This is a genomic window from uncultured Dokdonia sp. (assembly GCF_947492815.1).
In the GTDB taxonomy this organism is placed as follows: Bacteria; Bacteroidota; Bacteroidia; order Flavobacteriales; family Flavobacteriaceae; genus Dokdonia.
In genome coordinates this window covers 1-16930 of the sequence record NZ_CANLOB010000024.1, presented here as the reverse complement: position 1 = coordinate 16930, position 16930 = coordinate 1, and the positions used below count along the sequence as shown (strand labels likewise).

Genomic DNA, 16930 nt, shown 5'->3' with positions numbered 1-16930 from the left:
TTGAACTCTTAACGATTGTAATAATTGGCTACTTCTTCATAAATGTTAATATCTACATCATTATCAAGTAAATCTTGTAAGATGTATTCTTTAGATGAAAGGTGAGATCTTCCAGCATCATTTGTAGAAATGATAAAATATCGAACTTTTGAGATCCCAGCATTTACGGGTCCATTAGAAGAGAGTGCATATATTGTAATCATATCTTCTTCGTAGGTATATGTGATAATTTCATCTGTACCATTGTCAAAAGGGAAAGCATAGGTCATAGGATACCAAATATTGTCACCAAAAAGCTGAAAATATACCAATACTAAAGCATCATCTACGACTTCTTGAGTAAGTAATGGTTCATCTATTTCTACAAAGTTTGCTTCTTGGCCTAAATAGATTCCTTCTGTCCAACTTGGAAATGGATCTACTGTTACTCCAGTTACATTTGCATTTCCATCTTCTCCATCCTGACCATTTTGCCCGTCTGCTCCATCTTGTCCAGGTATGCCTTGTTCGCCATTTACACCATCCATTCCGTCTTCTGCCTCACAAGAAGTACAAAAAATAGCGAGTATAACAAACGAGTAATAAAATAATTGTTTCAAAGTTTTCATAATATCTGTTTAAAAAGTGTTTGTTTGACTCTTTATGATATTACTTTTTGAAAGGTTAACATGGGATTTATATTTTTTCAAACTTTGATATTAATTTAAATCATAATATGCAGCTACTTCATAATAGTTATTTATATCAATACCTTTTATTTGAAGATCTTTTTTAAGAGACGCTATAGACACACTAGCTCTTCCTGAGCTGCTTGGTGGGATAATTACATATCTAAAAGCTTCAAAATCTTCAAATGTAAATTCGGTTCCATCTGATGTTTCGCCTAAAATTCTAAGACTCGTTTGTTCAGGAATGATACCATACGTATAATGTCTGTTTGTAAATTGAACAGGAATAGGAACAATGATATCAATACCTTCTAGTAGGCCGTAAATTAGTATTGCAGCGTTGTCTGTAATTTCTTGCGTAAATACTGGGTCTGTAATATTAAAAGAAACAAAATCTATATCTACAAACTCAAATTGTTCTGGAATCCATTCTGAGGCAATCACATTTGCATCTCCATCTTCTCCAGTTGGGCCTATAGCGCCATCTATTCCGTCCATTCCATCTTCTGCATCACAAGAAATACAAAAAATAGAAATGGCCATAAAAGTGCAATAAAAAAAGTGTTGTATAGTTTTCATAATAAATGCCTTTTATAAATTTATAACAGCGGTAGGTTGCTCTGCAATAGAAATTTTTAATAGACCTTCTGTGATATTAAAAGGAGGGCCGCTTTCACCTCCAAAATCTTCTACGCGTATATAAAACGTATCAAAAGTCATTTGATCATCCCCTAAAGTAGCTGTAAATGTTCCAGAAAGTAGTTGTGCTGTAATCGCATTGTTTGGATCTCCGTTAAATCTAAGTACTGTAGTAAGTGTGTTATTAATTTCTACCCATGGAGAAGGAATAGGTGTCGTAATAGGTGTCACATCTGGAGTATGTTGAAACTGTATTTGTCGTACCCCGCCTTGATCAATACCACCTAATAGAAAATCATAAGAAATACCTGCTCGCAGATTAAGTTGTATGTCTTCAAGATCATCATCTTGTGTAAATGTTCTATCAAACCCGTCTCCTGTAATTTTAAAAGAAAATGATGGGGCAATAGTGTCTGTTTCTGGGACATCTGTTTCGCAACTTGTAATGCAAAATGCAATCAGTACGGTATAGAAATAGGTGAATAATGTTTTCATAATATATTGGTTTATTAGTTGAGTTTTTCTGTATACGATTTTTGTGTTTTAGTAGACTAGTCTAAACTTGATTTTTGCAAAATGTTATTATTGTCAGTTCAATATCCTCACTTAGAACGCATCTAAGTCTAGCACCACACAAATACTTAGATGAGGTGTCCTTTGTGATTATAGGTATAGCTATTAAAGCTCAAAATGAATTAATATTTGTTTCTATTACTTCCATATTTCAGCAGAAAATAAAAACGTAACTATTGATTATACCTTATTTGTAATTCAGCAGTTTTGACGAATAATATTTAAATGATTTAAAGTGTATCGTATTTCGCGAAAGCGATGAAATTAAAAGCCCAATAATAGTTTAGTGAGATCGGTCTTATTGACTGTAATACCGTGAGTTTTTATCATTGGGCTAGAGTATAGGATCATTATTAATAATCTGTTACTTCATTTAAGAGTGACCTGCTCATAAGTCTGCCATTTTCTTTGTAGGTTTCTTGCTTTACCATACCAATATCTTCTGCAATCCAATCTGTACATTGATAATTTCTTGAAGCAACTCTTCCTCTCATTTCATTGTTATACGTAATGACATAACAGTCAAAAGTGCCAGCAGGAGTTTCTATTTGTTCTCTTCGCACTACTTCTCGATTAGATAGGACAATATCAAAGTTGATTTCTAGGATCTGTGCATTCAAACTAATAGAAGCGCTAGCATCAGGTAAGGTTTGTCCAATCTCCAAATTATTAGGAATAGCAAGCCTATCGGTAGTTGTAACCGTATATTCCATATCTTCATATTGACTTAATAAATCGGTCATGATAGATTCTGGCGCTAAATATGTAGTTCTATTGTCACACCCTAATTCTAACTTCCCTCCTGTAATATGCTCTCCGCGTTTATCCCAGAGATTAAAATTCATTTGTATTCCTGAAGAGTTGGCACTCTCTACATTATATTCTGTGGTCATGCTATGACGTTCTCTTTTGTCATATACTTTGTGAATTAATTTTCTTCCAGGCTTAGAAGCATAATATTTACTGCAATTGTTTTGTGCTAGTGTGGGTGTTATGATGCACAAAACAATTAATGTGATGAATGTTTTCATAGTGTTTATGGGTTTAAAGTTTTATAAACTCAACACGACGGTTAAGCGCTTTTCCTTCTTTTGTAGTATTAGAGGCTACAGGCTCACTATCGCCCATTCCATCGGTACTAATTCTAGATGCATCTATTCCGTAAGCAGTAGTCATCATTTTCTTTACAGCTTCGGCACGCTTTCGCGAAAGCGTACGATTGCTTTCCTTTTGACCATCAGCATCGGTATGTCCTATAATTTTTATGCGTACTTCTGGGTTTTTTTCTAAGACACTGGCAATTTCTCTAATGGTAGAAAATGAAGTGTCTTTAAGTGTTGCACTTGCTGATTCAAATAGAATATTATTAGTAGTTAAACGACCTTCTGTAAGTAATTTACTTCGGTTATCTTCTCCCGTTTTTGTCATACTAAAGTTTGAAATATAAACTTCATCAAGTCCCTCAGGATCTCTAAGGCCTCTCGTTGCAAGTTTAAAACTATTGGCACCTTCAGGAATGAGTCTTGGTACATCAATAAGCTTGTTTTCATTAAGCCATACACGCATACGTGTTTTATTAACTGCAATAGAAATATGAGATTTCCCTTTGATGGCATCTCTATAATCCTTTCCTATCTGATTGCGAAGTTGACGTTTCCCATTAGCCACTTTTTCTATAACGCCTTGGTTTCCTATAAACTGACAAACGGAAAGCTCTGTCATACACCAATTTTTTGAACGTGTAAAACCAGTATTATCCTCAATAAGTAAGGTTAAGAAAGCTTGAGAGCTTGTTTTTTTATCTAAACCATTGGTAAATAAATCAAACTCTATGGTATAGTTTTCTGGCAGTGCTTCTTTAAGCATGGGTATATAGACAGACTTCCCACTTAGACGCATCCATTTTTGATCATTTATCATAGTAACTTCACCACTACCATTGGTATCCCATTTTGCTGGAAAATCTCCGGGGTTGTCTTTGGTAAATCGATCTTCAAATACGATAATGTTGCCTGGTGTGAAATCAGAACTTCGTTTTATCGTGTAAGAAGGTTCTGTAGTTTCATTGTCTGACGCTGTATTGTCTTTTTTGCCTTTTTTCTTCTTGTTTTTACGTTTTTTCTTCTTCTTTTTTTTCTTGCTGAAGACACTATCAAGTGCTTGATCTGTTTTTTTGGTAGTTTCTTTTTCTACTCGTCGTTCTATAGCACGTTCGGCAGATTTTTCAGCAACTTCTCCTAATTTTTTAAAGAGTTGTGCTTTTGCTCCTGAACTACATAAAAGAAGACAGAAAACGAAAATGGTTTGTAGTGCTTTCATGATCTTATCCTTTGGTTTTTGAATTGTCTTTTTCTTGCCCTTCCTTTAATGCTTTTTGTAACATTTGGGATAGTTTACCTTCCATTTCTTTCTTCTTCTTTGGGTCATCACTTAAAGCTATGATTTTATATTGCTCTGTGAATTTTTGTTTTAGTTCAGGACTTAAATTACTTTTGTTGAGAAGGTCCATATACCCTTCTATACCTTGCATTTCTTTTACGCCTCCAATGTCTCCAAATACATTTCCTAATACTTGCGCTTGTTGGTCTAGCAAGTTTCCATCAGCTGGAAGATTATTTTGAGTTTTAGGTTTTTCTTTTGTTGAGGTAGTCTGTGCTTTCGCGAAAGCGCAAACCCCTATCATCATGATCATAGTGAGATAAAATGTTGTTTTCATGGTATTCATTTTTATTAGTGTTAATCATTTATTTTTATAGAGCCAATAGCGCCAGAGAGTCCATCTTCTTGTACACCTCCAAAAATCCAAAGCTCATCTTCATAGACTAATGTCTCATGTGCATACAACCCATCAAAAGGAATCTCTCCATCATAGCTTATCCAACTGATTCCGTCTTGAGAATACCAAATGTGATTGTTGTATTGATTTGTGCTACTCCAGCCACCTATAAGCCATAAGGCGTTTTCATAGGTGTTTAGGGTGTGAAAGACAATAGGGTCTGTAAAACTTCCTGACGGTGTTACTTGTGACCAAGAGATGCCATCTTCAGATGTCCAGATATCATTTAAGAAATTAGAATCGTTAGTACCTCCTATGAGGTAGATGCGGTTATTGAAAACTACTGTTTCTGCAGCGGTACGAATAGGAAATACATCGGTGGCGATGAGGTCCCAATTAAAACCATCACTAGACCTGTATACTGCCATCATTTGAGTACCGTCATCATCCTCATAATCGTCTGTGATTACATAAAGTTGATTGTTAAATGCTACAGTACTATGAAATGAAACAGCACCAAATGGAAGAATATCTGATCCAAGTGTCCAGAAAAAACCATCGTTACTTATCCATACCTCTTCTAGTTCATTGTCATCATTATCGGCCCCTCCTATAAGAAATAAATCGCCATTAAACTCGGTAACAGAATGTCCTCTGCGTTGACTTCCAAATGATGCGTCAGATTCCCATGCGATACCATTTGCACTGTGCCATACGCCTAGATTATATGGCATGTCTGGGGCTGGTGAATTCCCTGTGCCATAGTAAGAATGTACACTCCCATTAAAGACTGCCATTTGGTTAAATGCAAAATCACCTATTTGATCCTGTTGTGTATGTAGGGTAAATGTGAGATCAAGATTTGCAATGTCTTCAGATTCCATAGGATCTACCGTTTCCTCTTCTTCGGGTGTTTCATTAACCACAGGAGGTTCGTTATCTTCAGAACATCCTACTATACATATTGCTAACATAAGTCCTAGTATATTCTGTTTTAATAGATGCATTGTTTTCATAATTAATTAGTTGTTTTAGTGAGATTTAAAAAAAGGAAGAAAGGGCGTATAGGTTATTTCCAAAGAGCACATTTGCTCTTAGAATGGAAATATTATCGATAGCAATTTCATTTTCCCATATGAGATTTTGAGTCTTATAATTGAGCAATTGCGAACGTGTAGATCCTGTATTAGGGTCTGAGATGATTAATAAGTAATCATCAAAATTTAGAAACTCTATTTCGTCAGCATCATTTAATACTGGGATCGTGAAGCTAGTATTGGCGGTTCCGTTAGTTATATCTAGTTCATTGATTAAGATGGTATTATTTGAGAAATCTCTAGTGACAGACCATGCCGTAGCATTCTCTTCGAAAAAATCTGAAATAAATAGATCAGGAAGGTTTTGAGACCAGTTTATAAATCCAGTTTGAAGGTCAAGCGCGTAGATAAATTCATCTCTTGAGTGAAATAGAAATTGATTCCCTACAATAGCTCCTCGTTGTACATTTGAATTATCAGTTTCAAATGTCCAATTAATGGATAGGTTTTCATTTATACTATAGACCTTATTACTCCAAGACATGACAATAACTTCATTAGTGCCTGGAATTAAGTGTGAGATACGTTCATCAACTTGCCATTGATTAAGAATGCTTCCATCGGAGATATCGCGACTCGTAATGCGTACCTCATTATTAAAGGTTTCTGAAGTGATGATGCTATTATTAAGTATAGCAATACGTCTAAACTCATACTCCATTTGATTATTCACCCAAAGCGGATCTCCCGTATTTGCATCTATAGCTAAGAGTGTTGGAAATGGTAAGGGTAAACTAGGGTTTTCAGTTACATAATTTAGATATAGCACACCGTTATGAATAAGCATTTGAGTTCTATTAAAGTCAAACTCAATATCAGTCCCATCTACGAGATCAATTTCCCATAATTGCTCTCCTGAAAAATCTACTTCGCTATTACGTACGATACGGTTTTCTAACAAGCCTATAAAGGAATTTTGATAGGTAACACTTGTTACGAGTCTTTCATTTTGTGTAGTAATAGGATTTCCCGTTTCTAAATCTATAGTAGCAAGCGTACTAAATGTAGCAATAGTTGCTGTTGCGTTTGCTAGATTTGAAGTGTCTATTTCTTGATTGGAGTCATCGTCATTTTTGCAAGAAAAATGCATGATACATAGCAATAGAAATAATAACTTATATGTTCTCATATTCTTATTTTTTAAAAGTTGTTTTCTTGATGATTTTATTCTGATTAATGATTTTTAATTCATATTCGCCTTCATGCAATGCATTTACATTGAGGTAAATTTCATGATCAGGCATTGGGGGAAGTTTGCCTTTGAGTTTTTTAGACTTTTTATTCATAGATTCTAAAAAGGGAGGTTACTAATGTTGAGACAAAATTATTTTAGAACTATGCGGAAGATTAGCACAGGTGTAACAAAGCCTGTCACATATGTAACAAGCTAGTGATAATGGGGCTTTAGCCCCTTTCAGAAAAGGGTGTTTTTATGCTTTTTTAGCGTAATCAGAAGGAGATACTCCGTAGTGTTCTTTGAAGCATTTTGTGAAATAAGAGTGGTTATTAAACCCAACAGCATATCCTACTTGTGATACATTTATATCAGATTTTTTAAGTAGTTGTGCGGCTAATTTTAGTCGTTGACTTCGTATGAATTCGGTAGCAGAAAGCCCAGTAAGTGCTTTCAATTTTCTATGTAATTGCATACGACTCATGCCTAATGCTTTGGCAAAAGATTCGGTGGTGAAATCAGATTCTATGATTTGTGTGTCGACTATTTCTTTAAGGTTGTCAAGAAAGCGTTCATCAACACTATTTGCAGCAATATCTTTAGGGATCAGTACTACTTCTTGGCTAAATCGTTCTTGTAACTTTTTACGCGTTTCTAATAGATTATGTGTAGTAGTTTTAAGAATCTCCGTATTAAATGGTTTTGTGATATAGGCATCTGCTCCTGTCTCTAGGCCTATAAGCTGGTTTTCGTCACCAGCTTTAGCAGTGAGCATTATGATTGGAATATGAGAAGTGGTCTCAGAAGCTTTACAATTTCGCGTAAGCGTAACCCCATCATCTTTTGGCATCATCAAGTCTGTAATGATCAAATCAGGAACGATAGAAGAAGCTATTTCATATCCTTCCTTTCCATCTTGCGCTGTATGAATAGTATATTGATCTTCAAATAACGAACTCACATAGGTTCTTAAGTCTGCATTATCATCTACAATAAGAAGAATAGGGTTCGTGTCTTTTGAGAAAATATCAACTTCTTCTTGGATAATTTTTTCTTTAGAGGTGGTTGTTTCCGCTTTCGCGAAAGCGGACATCTCCATAACACCTGTTGTTTTTTCACTATCTGAGAATGCCGACTCTGTTACAGGAATTGTGATGGTAAATGTTGTTGTATTATGCGTGCTCTGTGCATCAATACTTCCTTTGTGTAAGGCAACTAATTCCTTTGAAAGTGCAAGACCTATTCCCGTTCCTGCGGTCTGTTCGTCGGTGCGAGCAAAGCGATTAAAAATAGTTTGTAATGCTTCTTCAGAGAGCGTAGCTCCAGAATTTTGAATAGTGAATTGTAGTTTTTGATTTTCTATAGCGCTTGTAATTGTTATGGATTCTCCATCTGGACTATATTTTAGAGCATTACTAATCAGATTCGTGATGATCTTTTCTAAGGCGTCAGCATCAAAATAATAGGTATTTTTTGGAACGTCTATAGTAGTGATATATTCCTGATTGTTTTCGTGAGCTAGATAACTAAATGAACTGGTTAATGATTTTAAAAAAAGCGATAGATCTCCTTGTTGTACGTTGAGTTTGAAATGTCCGGCTTCTACTTTTGAAAGATCTAGTAATTGATCTACGAGCGTAAGTAAGCGTTGAGTGTTACGCTTTGCAATATTTAGATTTTTCTTTTCTAAAGTGCCAATATCAGGTTTCTGTAGTTGTTCTTCTACAGGTCCTGCAATGAGTGATAAAGGAGTTCTGAACTCATGTGAGATATTTTCAAAAAAGCTAGACTTCATAGTATCTAACTCACGTAATTTATCATTTGTTTTTTTACGATTTCTAAACCCTAAAAAGAGAAAAACCCCTGCAATAGAAGTCAATCCAAGCCCCCCTAGTAAGAGGTTGCGTTGGTTTTTCTTCTGAGCTTCTACGGTTTCATTTTGAGCCTGTAGTAAGGCAATCTCTTGTTCTTTTTTTTCGGTCTGATACTTGGTTTCGAGTTCTTTAGCTTTATCTTTTCGATCTCGATTTGCTATACTATCGTCAACTATTTCATTTAAAATGATGTACTGATAGGCATTCTTGTAATCGCCTATTTTGCTATAAACATCTGATAAGTTCTTGTAAATGCCAGATAAACGACCATAATCAGGAGGATCTAATGATGCAAAGAAGTCTGCGCTTTGCTTACTCATAGTAATACTTTGATCGTATTTTTTAGAGAAAAAAAGTGCATTTGCATATTCTTTTTGACCTAATGCTCTTACAAAATTAGATCTGCCTTTATTTTTAATGTCATATGCAAGTTTAACGTACTTTATATAGTTAATTGTATCACCCATTTTGAGGTATAGCGACCCGTAATCATTATAATAGTTTCCTAGGTAAACATATTTTAAATAATGGTTTTCTACTTTGTTAAAATATTTTTGCGCTTCCTCAAAATTACCGAGGTTACTTTGAACACTACCTATTCTTGTATACGTCTTTCCAATGTCTATAGAATCTTTTAAATCTTGTGCTACAACGAGTGCTTTTTTATAATAAAACATAGCATTGTTATATGCTTCTTTTTTTTCGCTATCGGAGGTTATAGAACGTCTATATAGTTCTGCACGATCTGAATGTGCTATGTATAAATCTCTGTTCTTTATATTATGTTTCATTAAGATGGAGTCAACTTTTTGATAATAACCCATTGCATCACCTATATTCCAACGATAGAATTCTACAGCACCCATAAATAGATAGTTTCGTCCAATGGTCTCAGGGTCATTAAAACGTAATGAATAGGTTAATGCTTTTTTAGCATACATCATTGCACTGTCTGGCTTTGTAGCGCGTCTATATTGGTTACCTAGTTTTATGTAGTTTCTTGCAGTTATACTATCACTAGTTGAATTTTTTATAATAACAAGTAAGGAATCTGTTTTTTGTTTGTTTTGCCCATTGGCAGAGAAGATAGTTAACAAAACAAGCGTTAGTGAGCATATAATCCGCATAGCAAAGTGAGATTAGTGAGTGTTATAAATGTACGCAATTATAAAAACACCAACTGCTTACTATTATCACATATGTAACAGATGTATGTTACAGCCTATTGATTAATCTGATAAATCAAAATACTATTTGCATCTCCTTGTGTTACAAAGCCTACATTTTTATTACGTTCTAAATAATCAAAATGTGCGGGACCAATTCCATATACGGGGAAGTTTTCTATAGATTCTCCTTTTTCATTAAAACACAATACCTGACTCGTTTCTGTATTGGTAAGTGTAATGAATATATTCTTTCCTACTTTAAAGATTTCTGGGGCTGTATAGGTGCCGTATTCTAATTCTATAGATTTATTATTAATGATTAAGTTGTTTTCTAACAAAGAAGACATGGTACTTCCTAAGGTATTTACAATAGTGTTAGTGGTATTGTCACTTTGAGTTCGCGTGAGTTTACCACTCGTGTTAATACTTATTTTTCCTCCATTGATGTCGTAGGTGGTAAATGTGTTTTTTTCTTTAAAAATAGGTGTGTCTCCAAACTGAATAGTTTCTTTTACGTCAATACGTGATTTTCCAGTGCGACTTACGATGTTGAGTTTACCATTGTTTTCAGCAATTGTAATATAATCTTTATTAGCTATGCGAATATGTTTTGGAGGGTATATTACATCACTGTTTGTTGAGGTAAAACCAAAGCCTTTTACAACTTTAGCATCTTTATCAAACATTTGTATTTGTTTTCCTTGTGTGATGATAAAACGATATTTACGATTATTATCGTAATCAAAAATAGCTAATGGTTGTGTGATGACTTCATTAAAACTTATAGAGAAAGGTTTTACTTCATTACCATTACGATCTAAGATGTAAAAGGTTTTTGGAGTGACAAATGCTAATTGTAATCTCCCATTGCGATAGAGATCTACTTGTTGTACATCTCCTAAAATGGGTCCGTCAAGTTCTTTTTGCCATAATAACTTTCCGCTATTACTTAGTAAATGTAAAGTGTTTGCTTCATCTTGTAAAAGTACATCTACCCCTTTGGTTCTATGATTTTTGACAAGTTGCGGTGTACTAGCAATTGCTTTTTCAAGTTTTGTACTAGCTATTTGAGTAATAGTACCATCTTTTTGTGTGTTTTCATTTTTGTTAATCACCGCATTTAGATGCATAAAGTTGGTATCTTGAATAAGTTGCAATGCTGCAAATGGATATTCAGATAGTGTCACTTTTTTAAAGGCTTTCTCATCTTTTTCAGAAACTAAATTTTCATAAGCTATCTTTTCTGTATTTGTTATTTTAAGTAAACTAGAAGCACTACTTAGTTGGGACTTTGTGTTTTTATACGCTTCAGAGTTTAATAATGTGGCATTATTCTGATAATTTGCAATGACCGTCTCAAGGAGTTCTTGTTGCGCTGCAAAAACATAAAAATTGTCTAAAATACAGTATTGTTGAACAGAAGGTGTTTTGATTAATGATTCGTAGGTTTCAGAAAACATCGTTTCCTCTTTGAAACGGTATATGGGTACTTGTCTGTATACAGTTTCTTCCTCTTTTTGAGAAGCAATAGCTTCTTCAGTAAGTGTAGGGTCTACTGTATGGGCAGCGACGACAATACCAGCTTCTAATTGTATACTTCCTATTTCATCAAAAGTGCGTAATAAGTCTTCTCCTGTTATTTCAAATTTTAGCGGATCCATTTTACGAAGATCAGCTAAGTTGTTTTTATAGGTATTCCAGTTGTCAAAAGAAATAGTAGTAACACTTTGCGCCACTAAAGGTGTTATTTGATCAATAGTGTTAGTAACTGGATTAGTGTTCTTGAAGAGTAATAAACGTTGCTCTGTAGAATCTTTAACAAGGGTAACACCACTTAATTTAATATCATTCTGTGAGATGTCTAAATCGCCTAATGACCACGAAAATGCATTGCGTAATGGATGCGCTTTTGAATTGGGATATACCGTAGTCCATACATCATCCATTTCACTTCCTTTTACTAAAATATTTGCTGTTGCATTGCTAGTAGCGTTATAGGCTGTTATAAAATCTTTATCGGTTGCAATGCCGCTATTATCTTGCTCTCTAATAGTATTTTCTAAAAGTAATTGTGAAGTGCTGGCAATAAAAATATCATCAATTTTTAAGGTGTAAAAAGTTATTTCTGACGATTGTACTTTTGTGATAGTTGGTGTTGTGCTTCCTAATTTTGTTTGTGTGATTTTAGTGCTGTCTGGTGTAAAAACCTTAGGAGTTGCTTTTGTGATGATACTTACATCATAGGTGTTATTTCCTATTTGTGTATAGCAAATTAAGGTTTCATTTTTTGTTTTTATATCTTTTAGTAATGGGGAGGTAGTACTTAAAAAGTCTTCATATTTAGTAGCACTAAATGCTTGAATGAGATCATTATTTTTAATAGCAGATCGCAACCCTTTTAGGTTTGTTGTTTTTACAATCACGCTCGCTTTACGAGGAATGTATTTTGTAAGTGAAGATGTAGTTGTGGATGGTTCTTGCTCACAAGCAATCAAGCACAAGATAATAGCAATTAAAAAAAGTCGTTTCATACGTCTAAATCCCTTTACTCAAATGTAAGGACTTGTATAAAAGAAATGAGCTATTCGTTAGAGGAGTTATCTACTAGGTTTTTAACAACATTATTTCTAAAACATTGAGATTTTCTTTATGATAATAATAAAGAATGCTTACCTAAGAAATCGTATATTTCTTGAGTAAATAGCTTTAAGATGACTCAAGAAGAAAAGTTACAATATTGTAAGGTGTGTGTACATAAAAAAATGGATTTTGAACAAGGTTTGCTCTGCGGACTTACGAGTGAGAAACCAAGTTTTGATAAGTTTTGTAGAGACTATGAGAGAGACGTTGCGTTAGAAAAGAAACAAAAAGAACGAGAAGCAGTATCACAGTGGTCAAATGGATCTAATTCAAAAGTGACTTTTAAAAATGTATTATTTGTAATAGTTGCCATTTTTGTAATTCTTAGATTATTAGTTAGAATTTTTTCAATGATTCAATAATACAACGGGAGAAAATTTAAGATGTTTTTCGGTTCACTTTTAAATCAAAATCTAACTCGTATTGCTCAGGAAGTAGTCTAAAACTTTTACGATGATATTTGGTAATACCATATTTCCGAATCGCTTCGCGATGTTCTTTTGTGGGGTATCCTTTGTTTTTTTTCCAATTATACATCGGGTATTCTTCATGGATTCGTTCCATAAAATAATCCCTTTCTGTTTTTGCTAATACAGATGCAGCAGCAATAGGAAGATACTTTCCATCTCCTTTGATTACACAGGTATGCGGAATGTCTGGATACGGTCTGAATTTGTTTCCATCTACGAGGATATGTTGTGGTATACGCTTTCGCGAAAGCGTACCCAGCATGCTATCAATACTACGATGCATTCCCAATATGGAAGCGTTTAGAATATTAATTTGATCAATCTCCTCCATCATAATATGTGCAACTCCAAAGGCAATAGCTTCTTGCTCAATAATAGGTTTGAGCTTTTCTCTTTTACGCTCTGATAACTGTTTTGAATCTGTAAGTATTTCATTTTCAAAATGGTCAGGAAGGATTACAGCAGCTGCAGTAACAGGTCCTGCAAGGCATCCGCGACCAGCCTCATCGGTTCCGCACTCTATAAGATCAGTATGAAATTTAAGCTTTAACATCGTTTTAGAGTTGTAAAATACGTGATTACGAGTAAAAAAATTAACTTTGGCTCTTCAAAATTATATATGAAGGCATTTGTTGTTTTATTTTTTATGCTCATTACTGTGTCTATGTATGCTCAATTTCCTGCACTTGGAAGGCAAAATGTAGGAAATAGAGGAGGAGCACAAGGGACTATAAGTAATAATAAGGTTGCAGATTTTGTAAGACCTCCTATTGAAGATTATAAGATTATATCTATAAAGAATGATACGGTTACTGTAGATACCTCTCTTACCATTGCAAAAGATTATAAGTTTAATTACTTGCGTAAAGATCGTTATGGGTTATTGCCTTTTGCAAATACAGGACAGACACATAATACGCTTGTATATAATTTTGAAAAGCAATCTACATTGCCTAATAGTGTAGCGCAATCCAGACATTTTAATTATCTAGAGGTAGAAGATATTAAGTATTATCATTTACCTACACCAGTCACAGAGTTATATTTTAGAAGTGCTTTTGAACAGGGGCAACAATTGGATGCTTTCTTTACGATTAATACATCACCAAGACTTAATTTTTCTGTTGCTTATAAGGGCTTACGTAGTTTAGGAAAGTATCAAAATGCATTAACGAGTACAGGTAATTTTAGACTCGCCGGAACCTATAGGACTAAAAATGATAGGTACCGAATTAATGCACATTGGGTAGCTCAAGATTTACTAAATCAAGAAAATGGAGGTCTGCAACAACAAGCCATAGAGCAATTTACGAGTAATGATGATCAATTTAATGATCGATCAACACTCTTGGTGAATTTTGAAGATGCAGAAAATATCCTTGATGGAACACGAGTGTATGTAAATCATCACTACAAATTACTAAGTAAAAAGGATAGTATTGCTGATTACTCTCTTAAAATAGGGCATGTCTTTAATAGTGAAGATAAATTCTATGAGTATAGACAAGATGCCGCCAATGATATTTTTGGAGATGCTTTTCAACAAACGAACTTCAGAGATAGAACAGATAATGAAGAAACCTATAACGAATTATATGCAGTGTATAATGACAAGAATTTAGGAACACTTAAATTTCAAGCAAATGCCACATATTATAATTATGGATATAACTCGATTCTGATACAAGATACAGATGAAGATGGTATAGAGGAACGTATTCCTAATAGATTACAGGGTACAAATGTTTCTATTGGTGGTGGGTATAAAAATACTATTGGAAAAATAAATATAGAAGGAAATGCTCAGGTGAATGTTACTGGAGATTTTGATGGATTTAATGTGTTCGGGAAAGCTTCTTATGATATAGCTCCTGATAAAGTATTTTCGGCAAGTGTCTTAAGTAATTCGAGTCCAGCGGCGTACAATCATTTATTATATCAGAGTAACTATATTAATTACAATTGGCATAATGCTCCTAATTATGATAATGTACAAACGAATACACTAGCTGCTCGTTTGGAAGCTAATAAGTGGATTAATATCGATGCTTCGGCTAGTACGATTTCTAATTATACTTATTTTGCTATTGATCCAGCTGACACTCTGGTGAATTCTTTTCAGACTAATGAAACGATAAATCATTTAAAAATTACTGCAAATAGAGAAATTAAGTATGGCAAGTTTGGATTAGATGCGACTGTTACTTTTCAAAATGTAAGTGGACCCGAAGGGATTTTAAATACGCCAGATATCTTAACACGCGGAACGTTATATTTTACCGATAAGCTATTTAAAAACGCATTGTTTTTACAAACAGGTTTTACGGTACAGTATTTTACGGAGTATAATTTAAATTCATATGACCCAGTTCTTGCTGAGTTTTATGTACAGAATGAACAAGAAATTGGAGGTTTTCCTTTAATAGATTTCTTTGTAAACATGAAAGTGCGTCAGACTAGAATATTCTTTAAAGCAGAGCATTTAAATAGTGGCTTTACAGGGAATAACTTCTTTAGTGCGCCAGGGTATCCTTATCGAGATTTTAATGTGAGGTTTGGTATTGTATGGAATTTTTTCTTGTAGTATACATCTCTAATTGAATTGTTTAACTTTTTATTGTGAAATAATCTATTTTTTTTTCATTTACTTAAACAATTAATTAGCTTTTTTCTAGTTTTATCAATTATGGTTTTAGATTACGATTTAGCAGATAATACAATTGCGTATGTATTTGATGGTCCTATGGATGCAACAACTATTGAAGCATTGCGAGATCAAATAGAACGTAAGTTGGAAATTCACGACCGTATTAATGTCTATTTAGAAGATAGAGGCGTTGAGTATTTTACGTTGTATTCTGTGATTGTAGGGATTATTTTTCCTTTACAACATTATAAACGATTTAATAGAGTGGCTATGGTAACAGATAGATCATGGATTCATCTATTGTCAGCTATTAATAATCAGTTTATTAGCGGTGAGATAGAGAATTATACTTCAGAAAGAAGAGTGGAGGCGATGCAGTGGGTTTCACAAAATTAATTCTTATTTTGTATATTACAACATAATCGACTCCCCTAGATTACTATGTTAGCAGATTTTAGTTTTGCAGATAATACCGTTGGCTACCTGATAGAGGGTACCATGAATAAGAAAGCTATCTTAGAGCTTCGTTCTCAAATTTTAGAGAAATTTGAAACATACGATACTATTAACTTATATCTAGAAGATAGTAATATTGAACACTTTTCATTAAGTGCTGCTACGATAGGAGCTCTTTTTCCTATAGAATATGCAAAACGATTCAATAAAATTGCGCTAGTGACTGATCGAAAATGGATTCATGTATTAGCAGCTATAGATAATGCGTTAATAGGAGCAGATCTTAAGTATTTTTCTATAAAAGATCGTATGTCTGCTATTTCTTGGATTGCAGCAGTAAATAGCTAATAACCAGCAGTTAATTCTTTTGCTTTTTGTCGACTAAATAAAATATTAAAAGGAATCGTAAATTTTTATCAAAAAAATGTTTCTAACTCAAAAAACGGTTGTATATTTGCCGTCCGATAGCGCAGTATTGATGGCCTAATCAAGAAAAATAGTGTTATTGGAATATATATCGCGGGATAGAGCAGTAGGCAGCTCGTCGGGCTCATAACCCGAAGGTCACTGGTTCGAGTCCAGTTCCCGCTACTAAGTAACCCTCTGTTTTTCAGAGGGTTTTTTGTTTTTGTAAATTATTTAACCTTTTTGAATACTTAGGTAGTTTTTATGGATCAAGACCAATTGTTGTGTTTATGCAAATATTCTAGTTAATCTAAAGAGGAAGAATGGATCAAGACCAATTGT

The 16930-nt window shown here is 34.0% G+C and carries 16 protein-coding genes and 1 tRNA gene; 5 read left to right on the top strand and 12 right to left on the bottom strand.

Going from position 1 to position 16930, the window contains the following annotated elements:
- Positions 1-8 precede the first annotated feature (8 nt).
- From Q1A01_RS18225 to Q1A01_RS18175, 11 genes are all read right to left on the bottom strand, one after another.
- Positions 9-608 carry a hypothetical protein gene (locus tag Q1A01_RS18225; protein ID WP_299683727.1) on the bottom strand — a complete coding sequence of 200 codons (600 nt, stop codon included), beginning with the start codon at positions 606-608 and terminating at the stop codon, positions 9-11.
- A 90-nt stretch (positions 609-698) separates the two neighbouring features.
- Positions 699-1247, bottom strand: coding sequence for a hypothetical protein (locus Q1A01_RS18220; protein WP_299683726.1), 549 nt, complete (start codon positions 1245-1247; stop codon positions 699-701).
- Positions 1248-1259: 12 nt separating this feature from the next.
- Positions 1260-1802 carry a hypothetical protein gene (locus Q1A01_RS18215; protein WP_299683725.1) on the bottom strand — a complete coding sequence of 181 codons (543 nt, stop codon included), beginning with the start codon at positions 1800-1802 and terminating at the stop codon, positions 1260-1262.
- 431 nt (positions 1803-2233) lie between these two features.
- Entirely contained in the window at positions 2234-2911 is a 678-nt protein-coding gene (locus Q1A01_RS18210) for a hypothetical protein (RefSeq protein WP_299683724.1), read from the bottom strand.
- Between the two features lie 13 nt (positions 2912-2924).
- On the bottom strand, positions 2925-4199 hold the full coding sequence (locus Q1A01_RS18205; RefSeq protein ID WP_299683723.1) for an OmpA family protein: 1275 nt from the start codon (positions 4197-4199) through the stop codon (positions 2925-2927).
- Positions 4200-4203: 4 nt separating this feature from the next.
- Entirely contained in the window at positions 4204-4596 is a 393-nt protein-coding gene (locus Q1A01_RS18200) for a hypothetical protein (protein WP_299683722.1), read from the bottom strand.
- A 20-nt stretch (positions 4597-4616) separates the two neighbouring features.
- Positions 4617-5672, bottom strand: coding sequence for a hypothetical protein (locus tag Q1A01_RS18195; RefSeq protein ID WP_299683721.1), 1056 nt, complete (start codon positions 5670-5672; stop codon positions 4617-4619).
- Between the two features lie 25 nt (positions 5673-5697).
- Positions 5698-6882, bottom strand: a complete 1185-nt coding sequence (locus Q1A01_RS18190; protein WP_299683720.1) for a PQQ-binding-like beta-propeller repeat protein — start codon at positions 6880-6882, stop codon at positions 5698-5700.
- Between the two features lie 4 nt (positions 6883-6886).
- A complete protein-coding gene (locus Q1A01_RS18185; protein WP_299683719.1) occupies positions 6887-7039 on the bottom strand; it encodes a hypothetical protein in 153 nt (50 codons plus the stop codon).
- Between the two features lie 144 nt (positions 7040-7183).
- Entirely contained in the window at positions 7184-9898 is a 2715-nt protein-coding gene (locus Q1A01_RS18180; protein ID WP_299683718.1) for a response regulator, read from the bottom strand.
- Positions 9899-10023: 125 nt separating this feature from the next.
- Positions 10024-12501 (bottom strand): hypothetical protein, encoded by a 2478-nt coding sequence (locus Q1A01_RS18175; protein WP_299683717.1) that lies wholly within the window; start codon positions 12499-12501, stop codon positions 10024-10026.
- Positions 12502-12681: 180 nt separating this feature from the next.
- Between Q1A01_RS18175 and Q1A01_RS18170 the strand changes: the two genes are divergently transcribed.
- Complete coding sequence (locus Q1A01_RS18170) at positions 12682-12972, top strand: hypothetical protein (RefSeq protein ID WP_299683716.1); 291 nt, start codon at positions 12682-12684, stop codon at positions 12970-12972.
- Between the two features lie 16 nt (positions 12973-12988).
- On the opposite strand, the gene Q1A01_RS18165 is transcribed toward Q1A01_RS18170, so the two are convergent.
- A complete protein-coding gene (locus tag Q1A01_RS18165; protein ID WP_299683715.1) occupies positions 12989-13633 on the bottom strand; it encodes a ribonuclease HII in 645 nt (214 codons plus the stop codon).
- Positions 13634-13699: 66 nt separating this feature from the next.
- Here Q1A01_RS18165 and Q1A01_RS18160 point away from each other — a divergent pair, with 66 nt between their 5' ends.
- From Q1A01_RS18160 to Q1A01_RS18145, 4 genes are all read left to right on the top strand, one after another.
- Positions 13700-15664, top strand: coding sequence for a putative porin (locus Q1A01_RS18160; RefSeq protein ID WP_299683714.1), 1965 nt, complete (start codon positions 13700-13702; stop codon positions 15662-15664).
- A gap of 102 nt (positions 15665-15766) precedes the next feature.
- Complete coding sequence (locus Q1A01_RS18155) at positions 15767-16123, top strand: STAS/SEC14 domain-containing protein (RefSeq protein WP_299683713.1); 357 nt, start codon at positions 15767-15769, stop codon at positions 16121-16123.
- Positions 16124-16168: 45 nt separating this feature from the next.
- On the top strand, positions 16169-16531 hold the full coding sequence (locus tag Q1A01_RS18150) for an STAS/SEC14 domain-containing protein (RefSeq protein ID WP_299683712.1): 363 nt from the start codon (positions 16169-16171) through the stop codon (positions 16529-16531).
- Positions 16532-16701: 170 nt separating this feature from the next.
- Positions 16702-16774, top strand: a tRNA-Met gene (locus Q1A01_RS18145).
- The last annotated feature ends 156 nt before the right edge of the window (positions 16775-16930 follow it).